Here is a 14973-nt window from a genome sequence, read left to right as displayed (position 1 = left end):
CTCAGCACCCTTCGGAGCTGAAGCCCATGCGCAGGTTGGGCAGCGTGAAGACGGCGGCGGTGGTGGCGTAGTTGTTCTGCCGCAGGTTGGTGATGGTCACGGTGTCGGCCTGCTGGGCGAACACACCCGGGTTGCCCTTGACCCCGGGGACCTTGTCGACGGTGCTGGCGTCCTGCCCGACGTCGATGTTCTTGAAGGAGGCGTTACCGGCGATCTCGTCGCCGTCGACCACGAGCGTGCGGGCGGAGACGGGCTTGCCGGAATTGCCGGCGGTGATCCGCAGGTTGGTCCCGCCCAGGTTGATGCTCTGGCAGAGATTGGTCAGCTCGGCCTTGTCGATCGCCGAGACGATCACGAGCACCTGGCCGCCGGTGTCGCCCTGGTTGGGGCTGTCCGGGATCATCTGGTCGAGCGTGGCGAACTGCTCGAATCCGGTGCCCTCCAGCTTGTCGGCGGTGACCGTGAACGGCATGCCCGAGATGGCGAACTGCGCGCCGAGCACACCCTGCGCGGTCAGCACCACCATGCCGGCCGCGCCGGCCGCCACGGCGCCGAACGTGACGGCGAACCGGCGCCAGCGCACGCCGCTTCTCGGTTGATCGGTCTCGACCTGATCGATCTGCTCCGACATGCCGGCCCCTTTCGAGATCAATTCATCTGCGACGATGTGAATTGGCTTCGCAGGATGTGCGCGCCGAGGGGCGCAGGCCGAAGTTACCGCTGAGTAAAGGGGCGGTCAACTGCCTGTAGCAGTTCGTTGGGCGGCATTTGCCAAAAGCGGCCAAAGTGAAAAACCGCTGCGGTTTCCGACCGGTCAGGGCTGGCCGGGTGCGCAGGGCGCGGTGGCGGCCGGGCCGTCCTCCGTCCCCGCCGCCCGCGCGACGCGGCCCGCCTCGCGTGGGCCGAGGAACGGCGCGGTCGCCGCGTACGTGAGCGCCGGCAGCAGCGACGGCAGCTCCTCGGCCCGCCCCTGCGCCACCCGCTCACGGATGGTGGCGTGGATGCCGCCGACCACTGTGGACAGCAGCGCGTCCCGGTCCACGCCGGCCGGATCCGGCCCGGCGCCGGCGAAGAACCGGCGGAAGCTGCTCAGTAGCGCATCGCGCTCCCGGCGTGCGTCCGGGCCTGCGGCGTCCACCTCGACCAGTGCCATCCGGGCGAAGGCGGGCACGCTCGCCAGCACGTCGAGCAGCGTACGCAGCGCCGCCCGGGCGGCCTGCGGCCAGTCCGGGCCGGCGTCGCGGAAAGCGTCCTCCATCAGGTGCGACACCACCGCGATGCCGTGTCGGTACGCGGCCAGGAACGCGTCCTGCTTGCCGCTGAACAGCGCGTAGAACGCGGGCCGGGTGACCCCGGCGGCGTGGCAGATGTCGCTGACCCGGGCGTTGTCGTACCCCCGGCCGGCGACCTCCCGGACCAGGCCGTCGAAGAGGCGGTCGCGCTGGGTCGCCGCCACCTCCTCGGCCGGCACGCGGCGCGGGCCGCGCTTGATGGCGCGGTCCGGGTCGCGGCCGTGGCGGGCGCCCGGCAGGGGCACGGGCGCCGGCGACGGCGGGCTCGGGACTGTCACTCATCGACCTTTCTTGATGCGTTGACTTTACGACCCTCCGAGGTTTATAACTTTCGACACGCTCAGTTCATGCCTCGTCACCGCTGGTGATCTCTCCTGATCGGTCACCCGAACGCGTCGAAGGAGGGCCGGATGGCTGCCATTATCGCCGCGCGGACCCGTCCCCCCAAGACCGGAGAGACCCAGGTGACGCGGCGACGCCGCACTGCGCCACGCCGCCCGGCCCGCTGAGGCCGCAACGGCGCACCACCACCTGCGGCGGTCCCATTCCGGCCGCCGCACCCACCGGCTCCGTCCACCCCGGACGCCGCCGGCACCGTTTCCTGTCCCACCGCCGGAAGGAACAACCATGCCCAGGTACGGACGCATCGGCGCGGGCCTCGCCGCCCTGGCGCTGCTGACCGGTCTGGTCGGCGCCGCCCCCGCCACCGCCGCACCCACCACCTCGCTCGCCAGCGCCGTGCTGACCTACCCGACCGTCGCCGGCACCGCCGTTTCGGTGGGCGACGTCATCCAGGCCAGCCTCCGCAGCGGCACCAACGCCACGTTCTACTCCTCGACCAGCGGCACCACCGGCATCAAGTGCGCCGCGTCCAGCTTCAGCGCCAAGGTGCTGACCAATCCGACCGCTCCCGGCACCGCGACCGAGAGCCTGACCGCGCAGTCGTTCTCCAGCTGCACGACGAACGTCTTCGGCACCACCGGCGTGCAGAGCGTGACGGTCAACAACCTGCCCTACACCACCTCGGTGACCAGCGCCGGCGTGGTCAAGATCTCCGGGACCACGGCGGCGCCGATCCAGAGCACCGTGGTGCTCAACTCGCTGCTCGGCGCGATCACCTGCGTCTACCGGACCAGCACGAACACGCTGACCGGTACGGCGTCCAACGGCACCAACTCGATCAGCTTCACCAACCAGGTCCTGACCAAGTTCTCCGGGCCGTCGCTGTGCTTCGGCACCGCGTACTTCACCGCCTCGTACTCGCCGGTGAAGGACACCAGCAAGACCGGCAGCCCGGCGGTCTACGTCAACTGACACCCGGCTCTCGGGCCGGTGCGCGGCGAATCGCCGGGCACCGGCCCGGACGCCGGTTCAGCCCGCCGTCAGCGTCGCGTGCAGCGCGCGCATCGACCGCAGCGCCGACCGGATCTCCTGGAGGTAGCGGCCCGGCGTCAGGGTCGGCTCCGGTACGGCGACAGCGGCGCGCGCGGCCGGGTCCACGCCGACCGTCTCGATGCCGCACCGGTACGGCACGGCGAGCGTCCGCAGCGCGTCGCAGTGCTGGAACGGCACGTAGATCGGGGCGGTCACCATCAGCACCGGGTCGTCCGCGCGCAGCCGCACGTGCTCGGCCCAGAACCGCTGCGTGTCGGCGGTGTGCGCGCGACGCCGGTCCGGTTCACTGGACGGCGCGGCGAGCACCCGTACCGGGGGCAGCCCGGCCGGCCGGTACGTACGCGAGGACCAGGCCCGGTGCGGATGACCGGCCGGCTCACCGTGCTCGTCGTCCGGCGCGTCCACGCCGAAGGCCAGCCGTACGCCGGCATCGAGGACGTCCACCTCGGTGGCGCAGCCGGGCAGGCCGGCGGCGTCGAGCGTGCGGGACTCGGCTGCCGACAGCGGCCGGAAGCTGCCGAGCACGGCCACCTCGCCGGTCACCTCGGCCACCGTCCGGGCCAGCGTCGCCGCGTACGCGGTGCGCCGCAGGCAGGCGTGCGCCAGCCCGCCGAGCACCAGCAGGTGCGCGTACCCGGATCGGGCCGGCGCGACCGCGCGGACCAGGCCCAGCGACGCGGCGGCGCTCAGCACCAGTCCGGCGGTGGCCGGGTCGAACGCCGGTTCCCGGGCGTCCGGGCGTTCCCGTCCCTGCCGGAAGTCCCAGCGGCGGGCGGAGAACGCGTCCAGGCCGGCCAGCACCGCCGCGAGGTCGCCGTCGGGCCAGTCGCCGCCGAAGTGCGCCACGAGCTGCCGCACCGGCGCCGACTCCACCCAGGACCGGACCCCGTCGAGCAGTTGTGCCCGCGTCGTCCCCGCCGCGCCGCCCGGCAACGTCACCTGATCCGTCCGCACCCGGCGGATGCTACCGCCGGGCCGACTCGCACAGTGCCGGTTGTCCCGGCCCCGGTCGTGGTGGGAACGTGCGGGGATCCACCTCCGCTGAAGGGTGCGCCGATGACCTCCGACGACCTGCTGGCCCGGCACCGGGCCGTGCTCCCGTCCTGGATGCCGCTCTACTACGCCGAACCGCTGGAACTGGTGACCGGTTCCGGCCGCCGGGTCACCGACGCGGCCGGCCGGACCTATCTGGACTTCTTCGGCGGGGTGCTGACCACGATGGTCGGCCACGACATCCCGGAGATCCGCGAGGCGGTCGAACGGCAGCTGCGGACCGGGCTCGTGCACACCTCGACGCTCTACCTGATCCGGCAGCAGGTCGAGCTGGCCGAGAAGATCGCCCGGCTCTCCGGCATCCCGGACGCCCGCGTCTTCTTCACCAACTCCGGCACCGAGGCGAACGAGGCGGCGCTGCTCGTCGCCACCAACCACCGGCGCTCGCACCAGATCCTTGCGGTGCGCAACAGCTACCACGGCCGGTCGTACGCGACGATGGGCGTCACCGGTAACCGCGGCTGGTCGGCCAGCGCGCTCAACCCGTTGCAGGTGGCCTGGCTGCACTCCGGGGAACGGCTGCGCGGGCTGCTGGCCCGGCTCGACGCCGCCGACCGGGTCGACGCGGCGGTGGAGGACCTGCGCGAGGTGCTCGCCACCCAGACCGCTGGCGACGTGGCCTGCCTGATCGCCGAGCCGGTCCAGGGCGTCGGCGGCTTCGTGCACGGCCCGGACGGGCTCTTCGCCGCCTGGAAGAAGGTGCTCGACGAGCACGGCATCCTGCTGATCAGCGACGAGGTGCAGACCGGGTGGGGCCGGACCGGCGAGCACTTCTGGGGCTACCAGGCGCACGGCGTGACGCCGGACCTGCTCACCTTCGCCAAGGGCATCGGCAACGGCTTCGCGCTCGCCGGCGTGGTCGGCCGGGCCGAGGTGCTGGAGTCGGTGCCGGCGATCAGCTTCTCCACCTTCGGCGGCAACCCGGTCTCCACCGCCGCCGGCAACGCGGTGCTCGACTACCTGCTCGACCACGACCTCCAGGCCAACGCCGCCCGGGTCGGCGCGATCCTGGGCGACGGCCTGCGCGCGGCCACCGCCGGGGTGGACCAGGTCGCCGAGGTACGCGGCAAGGGCCTGATGCTCGCCGTCGAGTTCGTCCACCCGGGCGCCGTGGAGCCGGACGCGGCGCTGACCACGCGGGTCTTCGAGGCGTGCCGGGCCGGCGGTCTGCTCGTCGGCAAGGGCGGCCTCTACGGCAACGTGATCCGGATGGGCCCGCCGCTGACGCTCACCGAGGACGAGGCCCGGGAGGGCCTGGCGATCATCGTCGACGCGATCCGCGCCTCGATCGAGGGGTGAGCGTCAACCCGGCCGGCGCCGTCCCGCCCGTCCGGACCTGAGCAGCCGCAGCAGACCCGCCCCGGCCAGGTACGCCACCAGCGCCGGGGCGGGCAGGCCCAGCGGCTCCGACGTCGCCTTGGGCGCGAGGCTGTTCAGCAGCAGGCCGACCAGCACGCCCGCGTACCCGGCCACGGCCGTACCGGCGCGCAGCCGCCGGCCACCCGCCCCGGCCGGCCCGGTCGCGGCCGGGCGGCGGGTGCGGGCCTCGACCGGACCGAAGACGGCGACCAGTACGGCCAGCACCGCGGCCAGCGCGAGCAGCCACGGTACGCGCCACGCCCACCAGGCCGCCGAGCCGACCGGGGGAGTGGGCAGCACGCCGAGCGCGTCCAGCAGGCCGACGAGCAGCACCGCGGCGGTCAGGTGCCAGAGGAACAGCGTGAGTACCACCGCGTTGACGGCGAGCACCGCCTGCCAGGGGCCGGACCGGCGCAACCAGCGCCCGGCCGGGCGCCGCAGCAGCAGGATCAGGCCGAGCTGGGCGACGGCCGCGGCCATCAGCGCCAGGCTCGGGGGCGCCGCGTTGTCCAGCCGCTCGCCCGGTACATGGAGCATCGCCACGGGGTAGGGCCCGGCCACCGTGAGCAGCACCAGCGCGACCAGGCCGCCGCCGAGCAGGAGCACGCCCGCCCGGCGGGACAGCGGCAGCCGACGGCGGAACAGGCCCCGGGTTCCGGTGCCGGCGGTCGCCCCGGCGCCGGTCACGCCGGCGGGCTGACGGGTGTCCGCCTGGGCGGCGTCGTACCAGGCGAAACCGACCTGGTGGACGGCCAGCCAGCCGAACAGGTAGTTGCCGTCGGCGAGCGCGGCCGGGCCGAGAAGCCGGCCGAGGTCGCCGAGCGCCACGAGGACCACGAGCGCCGTGGGCACGGCGAGCCCGAACCGGCGGTGCAGCGCGTACATCGGCGGGGTCAGCGCCACCACCGCGACGTAGGCGACCAGGAACCACAGCGGGATGGTGGCGAACCAGACCACTGTGCGCACCTGCGCCGGGTCGGCGCCGCGCAGTGTGGCGATCCCCGCTCCCGCCGCCAGGACCAGCAGCAACACGGTGGTGGGGCGGAACAGCCGGGCGCTGCGGTCGACCAGCCATCCGGCCGCCGACCCGCCCCGGCGCCGGCGGGCGGCCAGCGAGGCGGCGTTGGCGTAGCCGCCGACCAGGAAGAACACCGGCATCACCTGGGCCACCCAGGTCAGCGGCCAGGCCCAGCGCAGATCCCCCAGCGCGGAGTGACCGGCGGGGCGGCCGTGGTCGTACCCGATGACCGTGACGCCCCAGTGGCCGAGCACGACCATGGTGATGGCCAGCGCCCGGAGCAGGTCGATGTAGCGCTCCCGCCCCGGCGGCGTGCGTTGCGCGAGCTGCCGCAGGCGGCGCATGGGGTCAGGCTAGGCCAGCCGGGCCCGACCGGTACGGATAACGGATCGGTCGAGAGGTCTTGTGGTCCCCGTCGCACTGTCGTAGAAATTCTTCATTGGAAATGCGTCTTGTGAAGACAAGCGACAGGGTGCTCACCGCGCGTACCCGGACCGAGGAGATGCGATGAACAGGCGTGAGATCCTACGGCGCAGCGCCGCCGCCGGTCTGCTGGCCACCCCCGCCGCCGGGCTGCTCGCCGGCTGCGCCACGTCGGGTGGGGGCGACGAGGGCGACAAGGCCGCGTACAAGGGCACCAAGAGCGAGCAGAATCCGCTCGGCGTGGCCGAGGACGCCCCGCTGGAGGTGGTGATCTTCAACGGCGGGTTCGGGGAGGACTACGCCAAGGCCCACGAGGCCATGTACAAGGAGCGGTACCCGAAGGCGGAGATCAAGCACTCGGCCACCGCGGAGATCAGCAAGACGCTCCAGCCCCGCTTCGTCGACGGCAGCCCGCCCGACGTGGTGAACAACTCCGGCGCCGGCCAGATCGACTTCAACGGCCTGGTCTCCCAGAACGCGCTCGCCGACCTGGGCGAGCTGCTCGCCGCGCCGAGCCTCGACACGCCCGGCAAGACGGTCAAGGACACACTGCTGCCCGGCACCGTCGAGGTCGGCTCATACGACGGCCGGTTCCTGGTGCTCAACTACACCTACACGGTGTACGGCATCTGGCACTCCACCAAGCTGTTCGCCGACCGCGGCTGGGAGGACGCCAAGACCTGGGACGACCACATCGCGCTCTGCCGCCGGATCAAGGCCGCCGGTATCGCCCCCTGGACGTACGCCGGTGTGCACCCCCGCTACATGAGCTGGCCGCTGATCTCCACCGCGATCAAGCTCGGCGGCCCGTCCGTGGCGCTGGCGATCGACAACCTGGAGCCGAACGCCTGGAAGTCGGACGCGATGAAGACCGCCGCCGACGCCTGGCACCAGATCGTCAAGGACAAGTTCATCCTCGACGGTTCCCCGGGCCTGGACCACAAGCAGTCGCAGACCGCGTGGTGCCAGGGCAAGGCCGCGTTCATCTCCTGCGGCTCCTGGCTGGAGAGCGAGCAGAAGGACGTCACGCCGGCCGGGTTCAACATGACGGTCGCGCCGACGCCGAGCCTGGGCAGCGGCGACAAGCTGCCGTACGAGGCGATCCGCGGCACCGCCGGCGAGCCGTTCATGGTGCCGGCCAAGGCGCGTAACGTCGCCGGTGGCCTGGAGTACTTCCGGACGATGCTGTCCCGCAAGGGCGCGCAGGACTTCACCCGGAAGGTCGCCAGCCTGCCCGTGGTCGCCGGCGCGACCGAGGGCATCGAGCTGCCGTACGGGCTCAGCACCGTGGTCAAGGCGCTCGACGCGTCCGGGTCCAACGGCTTCAACTGGGTCTACAACAACTACTACCGCAAGCTGGAGCGCAACCTGGTCGACGCGGCCTGCGGCGAGTTCTTCAGCGGCCGGATCTCCCCGGCCGAGTTCCTCGACCAGTGCCAGAAGGGCGCCGACTCGATCGCCGGAGACAGCTCGGTCAAGAAGTACAAGCGGTCCGCGTGATGCGACAGGGCCGCCTCCCCCTGATCCTCACGTTCCTCCTGCCACCACTGGCGTTGTACGGCATCTTCGTGCTGTCGCCGTACCTCCAGGCCTTTCAGATCTCCACCACCGACTGGATGGGCTACTCCGCGCAGGCCGACCCGGTCGGCATGGCGAACTTCCGCACGCTGCTGCACGACGGGTACGTGTGGAACGCGTTGAAGAACAACGCGATCCTGCTCGCCGTGGTGCCGGTGGTGACGATCGGGCTGGGCCTGTTCTTCGCCAGCATGCTCACGATGGGCGGCCGCAAGGGCCGGGCCGGTGTGACCGGGGTGCGCGGCACCTCGGTCTACCGGCTCGTCTACTTCTTCCCCCAGGTGCTCTCGGTGGTGATCATCGCGCTGCTCTGGAAGGAGATCTACAGTCCGACGAGTGGCCTGCTCAACGGTGCCCTGCGCGCCGTCGGGCTGGCCACCCCGGCCTGGCTCGGCGACCCGCGCTTCGCGTTCTGGTGCGTGCTGGCGGTGATGGTGTGGAGCAACGTCGGCTTCTACGTGGTGCTCTTCGGCGCCGCCATGCAGGCCATCCCGCGTGACATCTACGAGGCGGTGCTGCTCGACGGCGCGTCCCGCACCACGATGCTGCGGAAGATCACCATTCCGCTGCTCTGGGACACCATCCAGGTGGCCTGGATCTACCTCGCCATCGCCGCGCTGGACGGCTTCATCCTGGTCCAGCTCATGACGAACGGCGGGCCGAACTTCTCCTCCGACGTGATCGGGCTGCGGATGTACGACACGTCGTTCGGCAGCGAGAACAAGTTCGGGTACGCCTCGGCGATCGGCGTGGCGATGTTCTTCCTGACCCTCTCGGTGGCGGTGCTGGCGCTGCGCACCGCCCGGCGTGATCGGATCGAGTACTCGTGACCACCGTGGACACCGGCGCCCCGGCCGCCGACGCGACCCGTGCGGCCACCCCTGCCGACCGGCCGCCCCGCCGCGAGCTGGGCGTGGCGAACGTCTTCTCGCACGGCTTCCTGCTGCTCTGGGCCGCCATGACGATCCTGCCGCTGGCCTGGATGGTGCTCAGCTCGCTCAAGACCAACGGCGAGATCGTCGCCGAGCCCTGGGGGCTGCCCGAGGCGCTGCGCTTCGACAACTGGACGCGCGCCTGGACCACCGCCCACATCGGCCGCTTCTTCTTCAACAGCCTGGTCGTGGTGACCGGCTCGCTGAGCCTGACCATGCTGCTCGGCGCCACCGCCGCGTACGTCTTCGCGCGCTACGAGTTCCGCGGCCGGCAGGTCGTCTACTACCTGTTCGTCGGCGGCATGATGTTCCCGGTCTTCCTGGCGTTGGTCCCACTGTTCTTCGTGGTCCGCAGCGTCGGCATGCTCGGCACCTGGCCCGGCCTGATCCTGGTCTACACCGCGTACTCGCTGCCGTTCACCGTGTTCTTCCTGACCGCGTTCTTCCGGACGCTGCCGACCTCGGTGGCGGAGGCCGCGCTGATCGACGGATGCGGCCACTTCCGACTGTTCTTCCGGGTGATGCTGCCGATGGCGCGACCGGGATTGATCAGTGTGGGGATCTTCAACTTCCTCAGCCACTGGAACCAGTTCCTGCTGCCCCAGGTGCTGCTGCCCGGCGACGGGCAGGACCGGATGCTCGCTCAGGGACTGAGTTCGCTCGCGGTCAGCCAGGGCTACGCCGGTGACTACGCCCAGTTGTTCGCCGGCCTGACCATCGCGGTGCTCCCGGTGCTCGTGGTGTACGTGGCGTTCCAGCGCCAGGTCCAGTCCGGACTGACCGCCGGGCAGCTCAAGTGAGGTGGTTGCCACAGGCAACGGGGCAGTGGAGAAGATCGAGCTGACCTAGGGTGAGCCGGCACGCTCATCTATCGACAGGAATCTCATGTTCTTCCTCCTCTACACACTGTTGCTGCTGCTCGGCGGCATCGCGATGATCGTCGTCGGCGTGGCCGTCAAGGAACAGGGCAAGGGCTCCCGGATCCTCAACGTGGTGATCGGCCTGGCCTTCTTCGGGTACGGCTTCTACCTGCTGTTCCTCTTCGACGGCGACAGCTACCGGATCTTCTTCTACGTCTTTGTGCTGCCGATCCTGCTGATCGTGCGCGCGGTCAAGGCACGCAAGGAGGCCCGCGAACAGGCCGCGGCGCAGCAGTACGCGGGCGGCCAGCAGTACCCGGGCGGCCAGCACTACCCCGGCGGGCCGCAGCAGCCGGGCCCGTACCCGGCGGCGGGGCACGGTCAGCCCGGTCCGGCGTTCCCGCCCGCCCAGGGCCAGCACGCCCAGGGGCAGCCCGTCCCGGGTCAGTCCGCACCGTATGGTGCCGCGCCGCAGGGGCACCCGGCTCAGCCCGCCCCGCAGGGCTGGCACCCGAATCAGCCGGCACCTCATGGCATCGCGCCGCAGGCTCACCCGGGCCAACCCGCTCCGCAGGGCTGGCACCAGGCTCAGCCCGGTTCGCAAGACCGATACTGATCGGCGCGAGTGCCGGCTCACGCCGAGAACTGCAGGAAGCGGCGAGTGGAACGTCATGGGTGTCAAACGGGCGTTTTGACACCCATGACGTTCCACCCAACGGCCGCCGCCGCGGCGGGGCGCAGCGCAGCGCGGCAGGGCGGGCGGGTCAGGTGGGTGGGGGCACCAGGCGGGTGTGGAGTGCCGCCGGGTCGGTCACCTCGGGCAGGTCGCGGGCGGCGAGCCAGGCCGCGGCGGCCGCACCGTCCCCGGCGCTGTGCAGCGGCGCGTCCGGCCACCGGTCGGCCAGCTCGGCGCGTACCGCGCCGGCCAGCGGGGTGTCGCCGGTGAGCAGCCCGCCGCCGAGCACCACCGGATCTGCCGCACCCGGCGGGCGGATCCGGGAGACGCTCTCCGCCAGCAGCGCCGCGGCCTCGGTGATCAGCGCGACGGCCGTCGGCTCCCCGTCCCGTGCCGACGACACCACGAGCGGCGCGAGCCGGGCCAGTTCCACAGGCGGCCGCCGGGTGACCGCCTGCACCACGGCTCCGGCCGTCACTCGCGGCTGAGCGTCCACAGCGGGCGTGCCGGTCAGCTCCGCCAGCACCTGCCGGTTCAGGGTGCCGGGGGTCTCCGCGCGGTCCAGGTCGGTCAGCAGCCGGCGGACCGCCTCGCGGCCGAGCCAGAACCCGGAGCCCGCGTCGCCGAGCAGCCAGCCGTGGCCGTCGGCGGTCCGGTCCAGCCGCAGGTCGCGTACCTGGGCGGCGATCGCGCCGGTGCCGGCGACGAGCACGGTGCCGTCCGGTGCGGCGGTGCCGGAGGCGTAGGCGACCAGGGCGTCGCCGTGCACGGCGTACGGGCACCGTAGTCCCGCCTCGGCCCAGGCCCGGTCGAACGCGTCCCGGCCGTGCGGGTCGGCCAGGAGGCGGCCGGCCCCCGCGAGGCCGATGACGCCGGCGCGTACCCGATGGGGGTCGATGCCGGCGAGCGCCGCGCGCAGGGCGGCGAGCAGCTCGGCGGCGGCCCGGTCGGCGCCGTGGCTGGTGGGGTTGCCGCCGCCGGCGCGGCCGGCGCCCAGGCGGGTGCCGTCGAGGCTCAGCGCTGTGGAGCGGGTGGAGGTGCCCCCGACGTCGAGGCCGACCACGACGGTGTCCGACATGGTCCCCATGCTGGTCGGCCGCGTCTCCGGGCGCAAGATCGCGCCGGTGCGGCAGGTAACAGTTTGAAAACTTCGCCCACGCCCTTGACACGGAGGGGCCTTCAGTAAGAACTTTTACCACTAACAGTTAACACTCTTTTCCGAAAGGCGCCCGCCGATGGCCGAGCACGAGGTGGAGACTTCCGCGGCGACCGCGGTGGTCGATGCCGGTCCGGCCGACCGGCTGGGCGCCGACGGGGTGCTGGCCCGGGTCCGGGCCGGCACGGGGGAGCTGACCGGGGCGCTGCGCCGGGTCGCCGAGCACGTGCTCAGTGACCCGGAGGCGGCCGCCCGGGCCACCATCGTCGAACTGGCCGAGCGCAGCGGCACGTCACCGGCGACCATCACCCGGTTCTGCCGGGCGATGGGCTTCGAGGGGTACGCGGACCTGCGGCTCGGCATCGCCGCCGAGACCGGCCGGGCCCGCTCGGCCGGCTGGACCGTCGACATCGGACGGGAGATCCAGCCCGGCGACCCGCTGTCCCGGGTGCTCGACCAGATCATGGCCGCCGACACGCGGGCCATGCACGACACCGCCGCGCTGCTCGACCTGGCCGAGGTGGAACGCGCGGCGGTCGCCATCGCCGGGGCCAGCCGGGTGAACATCTTCGGGGCCAGCGGCAGCGCGCTCGTCGGCGAGGAGATGCAGTTCAGCCTGCACCGCATCGGCGTCGCCGCGTGGGCCTGGAGCGACGTGCACGAGGGACTCGCCAGCGCCGCGCTGCTCGGTGCCGGGGACGTCGCGCTCGGCATCTCGCACACCGGGCAGACCCGGGAGACGATCGAGCTGCTCGCCGAGGCCGGCAGCCGCGGTGCCACCACCGTCGCGCTCACCGGCTTCCCCCGCTCGCCGCTGGCCGAGCTGGCCGACATCGTGCTGGTCACCGCCAGCCAGGCCACCACGTTCCGGCCGGACGCGCTCTCCGCCCGGCACCCGCAGCTCGTCGTGCTCGACCTGCTCTACATCGCGGTGGCGCAGCGCACCCACGACCGCGCCCACGCGGCCTTCCGGCGTACCGCCCAGGCCGTCGACGGGCACAAGGCCGCGAAGGGGGCCCTCTCATGATCAGTGCCCAGAGGTACGCCGACGCGGTCCGCCCGGTGCTCGACCGGCTGGTGGACAGCCAGTCCGTGGCGGTGGACCGGGCAGCCGACCTGATCGCCTCCGGGCTGCGCGCCGGCGGCGTCCTCCAGGCGTTCGGCGCCGGCCACTCGGAGGCGTTCGCCGCCGAGCTGGTCGCCCGGGCCGGCGGCCTGGTCCCCGCCAACCGGCTCTCCCTGCACGACCTCGTGCTGCACGGCGACGCGCCCCGCGACGTGCTCGCCGACCCGAAGCTGGAACGCGACCCGGCCGTGGCGCACCAGCTGTACGCCCTGGCGGCGCCGCAGCCGGGGGACGTGTTCGTGATCGCCTCGCAGTCCGGCATCAACGGCTCGGTGGTCGAGCTGGCGACGCTCGTCAAGCACGGCGGCCACCCGTTGATCGCTGTCACCTCGGTCGAGCACACCGCCCGGGTAGCTCCTCGGCACCCCTCCGGGCACCGGCTCGCCGACCTCGCCGACGTCGTGCTGGACAACGGCGCGCCGTACGGCGACGCACTGCTGCCGCTCGAGGGCGGCGGCGCGGTCTGTGCGGTCTCCTCGGTCACCGCGGCGCTGCTGGCGCAGCTGCTGACCGCGGAGGTCGTACGACGGTTCCACCAGGCCGGAGAGGTACCCCCTGTCTACCTCTCCGCCAACGTCCCCGGTGGGGACGAGCACAACCTCGCCCTCGAGTCGCGGTACGCCGGGCGTCTCCGGCGGACCGCCTGACCCGACCCACAAGGAGAGACAAGATGTCGGTTTCCCCCGAGAAGTTCGGCGACGTCAGCCGTCGGACCCTGCTGCGGCGCGCCGCGGCGGCCGGTCTGCTGGCCGTACCGGCGGCGGGTCTGCTGAGCGCGTGCGCCGGCAGTGAGCCGAGCAAGTCCGACGGCGGCGGCGCGGCCAAGAGCAAGGACAACCCGTTCGGTGTCAAGGACGGCAGCGCGGTCAAGGTGGTCGTCTTCAACGGTGGCCTGGGCGACCAGTGGGCCAAGGAAGACAAGGTCATCTTCAACGCCAAGCACGCGAACGTCACGGTCAACATGTCTTCGACCCAGAAGATCAAGACCGAAGAGCAGCCCAAGATGGCGACGCAGCCGAGCGACCTGGTGATGAACTCGGGCGCCGACATGATGGACCGCAGCACGCTGATCAACGAGGGCGCGATCGAGCCGCTGGACGACCTGCTCACCGCGCCGGCCTGGGACAGCGAGGGGACTGTCGCCGACAGCCTGCTGCCGGGCACGGTCGCCGACGGTACGCAGAACGGCAAGTTCTACGTCGTGAACGTGGCGTACACGGTGTGGGGCAACTGGTACAACGCCGCGCTCTTCAAGAAGGAGGGCTGGACGGCGCCGACCACCTGGGACGAGTTCTTCGCGCTCGCGCCGAAGATCAAGGCCAAGGGCATGGCGCCGTACGTGCACGACGCGGTGCACGGCTACTACCCGCGCTGGGCGCTGTTCGCCAGCATCTGGAAGGCCGTCGGCAAGCAGGCGGTCGTCGACATCGACAACCTGAAGGACGGCGCCTGGAAGGCCGACGGCATCGTCGCGGCGCTGGAGCCGTGGGAGAAGCTGGTCAAGGACAAGCTGCTGCTGCCGGGCAAGCTCGACCACACCCAGTCGCAGCAGGCGTTCCTGGACGGCAAGGCGGCCTTCATCCAGGTCGGCACCTGGCTGAAGAACGAGATGGCCGCGACCATCCCGCCGGGCTTCGAGATGACCATCTCCGACTACTGGAGCAAGAGCGGGGACAAGGCCGCCAAGGATGTCTTCGCCTCGTCCGGCGAGGGCTTCGTAGTGCCGAGCAAGGCGCCGAACAAGGAGGCCGCGAAGGAGTTCCTGCGGGCCATCCTCTCCAAGGCCGGTTCGGCGAAGTTCGCCGAGCTGACCAAGTCGCTGGCCTCCACCAAGGGCTCCGGCGACAACGTCCAGGACACCGCGCTGGCGTCGGCGAACTCGCTGATGAAGAGCGGCAGTTCGGACCTGATCTCGGTGAAGTTCCCGGACTTCTACGCCGACCTGGACAAGGAGAGCCAGAACCTCTCCGAGGAGCTGATGGCCGGCCGCCTGACCGCGCAGCAGTTCGTCGACAAGATGCAGGCGGCCGCCGACAAGGTCGCCAAGGACTCGTCGATCAAGAAGCAGACCCGCACCGCCTGATCACCGCGAGGAAGTGAGTCCA

General features: G+C 71.8%; 14 protein-coding genes. 9 read left to right on the top strand and 5 right to left on the bottom strand.

The features are described 5' to 3' along the window. Nucleotide 1 precedes the first annotated feature (1 nt). Nucleotides 2-631 (bottom strand): DUF6230 family protein, encoded by a 630-nt coding sequence (locus O7546_RS18735; RefSeq protein ID WP_135241096.1) that lies wholly within the window; start codon nucleotides 629-631, stop codon nucleotides 2-4. A 183-nt stretch (nucleotides 632-814) separates the two neighbouring features. Continuing rightward, nucleotides 815-1570, bottom strand: a complete 756-nt coding sequence (locus O7546_RS18730) for a TetR/AcrR family transcriptional regulator (protein WP_194803074.1) — start codon at nucleotides 1568-1570, stop codon at nucleotides 815-817. A gap of 349 nt (nucleotides 1571-1919) precedes the next feature. Between O7546_RS18730 and O7546_RS18725 the strand changes: the two genes are divergently transcribed. After that, the gene (locus O7546_RS18725; protein WP_194803075.1) at nucleotides 1920-2606 is read left to right on the top strand and encodes a Tat pathway signal sequence domain protein; all 687 of its coding nucleotides are present in this window, start codon (nucleotides 1920-1922) and stop codon (nucleotides 2604-2606) included. Nucleotides 2607-2663: 57 nt separating this feature from the next. On the opposite strand, the gene O7546_RS18720 is transcribed toward O7546_RS18725, so the two are convergent. Beyond that, entirely contained in the window at nucleotides 2664-3626 is a 963-nt protein-coding gene (locus O7546_RS18720; protein WP_194803119.1) for a hypothetical protein, read from the bottom strand. A gap of 117 nt (nucleotides 3627-3743) precedes the next feature. Here O7546_RS18720 and O7546_RS18715 point away from each other — a divergent pair, with 117 nt between their 5' ends. Continuing rightward, nucleotides 3744-5039 carry an aspartate aminotransferase family protein gene (locus O7546_RS18715; protein ID WP_194803076.1) on the top strand — a complete coding sequence of 432 codons (1296 nt, stop codon included), beginning with the start codon at nucleotides 3744-3746 and terminating at the stop codon, nucleotides 5037-5039. A gap of 3 nt (nucleotides 5040-5042) precedes the next feature. Here the strand turns inward: O7546_RS18715 and O7546_RS18710 are convergent, their stop codons facing one another. Then, nucleotides 5043-6461 (bottom strand): acyltransferase, encoded by a 1419-nt coding sequence (locus O7546_RS18710; RefSeq protein WP_281599788.1) that lies wholly within the window; start codon nucleotides 6459-6461, stop codon nucleotides 5043-5045. A gap of 163 nt (nucleotides 6462-6624) precedes the next feature. On the opposite strand from O7546_RS18710, the gene ngcE (O7546_RS18705) reads away from it, so the two are divergent. From ngcE (O7546_RS18705) to O7546_RS18690, 4 genes are all read left to right on the top strand, one after another. Beyond that, complete coding sequence (ngcE, locus tag O7546_RS18705; protein ID WP_194803078.1) at nucleotides 6625-8040, top strand: N-acetylglucosamine/diacetylchitobiose ABC transporter substrate-binding protein; 1416 nt, start codon at nucleotides 6625-6627, stop codon at nucleotides 8038-8040. Beyond that, complete coding sequence (locus O7546_RS18700) at nucleotides 8040-8948, top strand: sugar ABC transporter permease (RefSeq protein WP_013287344.1); 909 nt, start codon at nucleotides 8040-8042, stop codon at nucleotides 8946-8948. Before ngcE (O7546_RS18705) ends, O7546_RS18700 begins: the two co-directional genes overlap by 1 nt. A 128-nt stretch (nucleotides 8949-9076) precedes the next feature. Beyond that, entirely contained in the window at nucleotides 9077-9850 is a 774-nt protein-coding gene (locus O7546_RS18695) for a carbohydrate ABC transporter permease (protein ID WP_228532943.1), read from the top strand. 85 nt (nucleotides 9851-9935) lie between these two features. Next, the gene (locus O7546_RS18690; protein ID WP_281599785.1) at nucleotides 9936-10526 is read left to right on the top strand and encodes a hypothetical protein; all 591 of its coding nucleotides are present in this window, start codon (nucleotides 9936-9938) and stop codon (nucleotides 10524-10526) included. A gap of 148 nt (nucleotides 10527-10674) precedes the next feature. Here O7546_RS18690 and O7546_RS18685 read toward each other — a convergent pair whose 3' ends face one another. After that, nucleotides 10675-11664, bottom strand: coding sequence for a BadF/BadG/BcrA/BcrD ATPase family protein (locus O7546_RS18685; protein ID WP_281599783.1), 990 nt, complete (start codon nucleotides 11662-11664; stop codon nucleotides 10675-10677). 157 nt (nucleotides 11665-11821) lie between these two features. Here O7546_RS18685 and O7546_RS18680 point away from each other — a divergent pair, with 157 nt between their 5' ends. From O7546_RS18680 to ngcE (O7546_RS18670), 3 genes are read left to right on the top strand one after another with little or no spacing between them, the layout of a single operon-like run. Beyond that, a complete protein-coding gene (locus O7546_RS18680; RefSeq protein ID WP_120569014.1) occupies nucleotides 11822-12769 on the top strand; it encodes a MurR/RpiR family transcriptional regulator in 948 nt (315 codons plus the stop codon). Then, nucleotides 12766-13515 (top strand): SIS domain-containing protein, encoded by a 750-nt coding sequence (locus tag O7546_RS18675; protein ID WP_269697291.1) that lies wholly within the window; start codon nucleotides 12766-12768, stop codon nucleotides 13513-13515. Before O7546_RS18680 ends, O7546_RS18675 begins: the two co-directional genes overlap by 4 nt. Nucleotides 13516-13538: 23 nt before the next feature. Next, on the top strand, nucleotides 13539-14951 hold the full coding sequence (gene ngcE / locus O7546_RS18670; protein WP_091427483.1) for an N-acetylglucosamine/diacetylchitobiose ABC transporter substrate-binding protein: 1413 nt from the start codon (nucleotides 13539-13541) through the stop codon (nucleotides 14949-14951). Nucleotides 14952-14973 lie beyond the last annotated feature (22 nt).

The sequence above is a fragment of the Micromonospora sp. WMMA1976 genome, assembly GCF_027497335.1.
In the GTDB taxonomy this organism is placed as follows: Bacteria; Actinomycetota; Actinomycetes; order Mycobacteriales; family Micromonosporaceae; genus Micromonospora; species Micromonospora aurantiaca.
The sequence above is the reverse complement of the archived record's forward strand: the minus strand, read 5'-3'. Positions and strand labels throughout refer to the sequence as shown.

Excerpts from the sequence above, each read along its gene's own strand:
- O7546_RS18700 (WP_013287344.1), top strand. The coding sequence starts at position 8,040 with ATGCGACAGGGCCGCCTCCCCCTGATCCTCACGTTCCTCCTGCCACCA.
- O7546_RS18690 (WP_281599785.1), top strand. The coding sequence starts at position 9,936 with ATGTTCTTCCTCCTCTACACACTGTTGCTGCTGCTCGGCGGCATCGCG.
- ngcE (WP_194803078.1), top strand. The coding sequence starts at position 6,625 with ATGAACAGGCGTGAGATCCTACGGCGCAGCGCCGCCGCCGGTCTGCTG.
- O7546_RS18675 (WP_269697291.1), top strand. The coding sequence starts at position 12,766 with ATGATCAGTGCCCAGAGGTACGCCGACGCGGTCCGCCCGGTGCTCGAC.
- O7546_RS18685 (WP_281599783.1), bottom strand. The coding sequence starts at position 11,664 with ATGTCGGACACCGTCGTGGTCGGCCTCGACGTCGGGGGCACCTCCACC.
- O7546_RS18680 (WP_120569014.1), top strand. The coding sequence starts at position 11,822 with ATGGCCGAGCACGAGGTGGAGACTTCCGCGGCGACCGCGGTGGTCGAT.
- O7546_RS18725 (WP_194803075.1), top strand. The coding sequence starts at position 1,920 with ATGCCCAGGTACGGACGCATCGGCGCGGGCCTCGCCGCCCTGGCGCTG.
- O7546_RS18695 (WP_228532943.1), top strand. The coding sequence starts at position 9,077 with ATGACGATCCTGCCGCTGGCCTGGATGGTGCTCAGCTCGCTCAAGACC.
- ngcE (WP_091427483.1), top strand. The coding sequence starts at position 13,539 with ATGTCGGTTTCCCCCGAGAAGTTCGGCGACGTCAGCCGTCGGACCCTG.
- O7546_RS18710 (WP_281599788.1), bottom strand. The coding sequence starts at position 6,461 with ATGCGCCGCCTGCGGCAGCTCGCGCAACGCACGCCGCCGGGGCGGGAG.
- O7546_RS18715 (WP_194803076.1), top strand. The coding sequence starts at position 3,744 with ATGACCTCCGACGACCTGCTGGCCCGGCACCGGGCCGTGCTCCCGTCC.
- O7546_RS18735 (WP_135241096.1), bottom strand. The coding sequence starts at position 631 with ATGTCGGAGCAGATCGATCAGGTCGAGACCGATCAACCGAGAAGCGGC.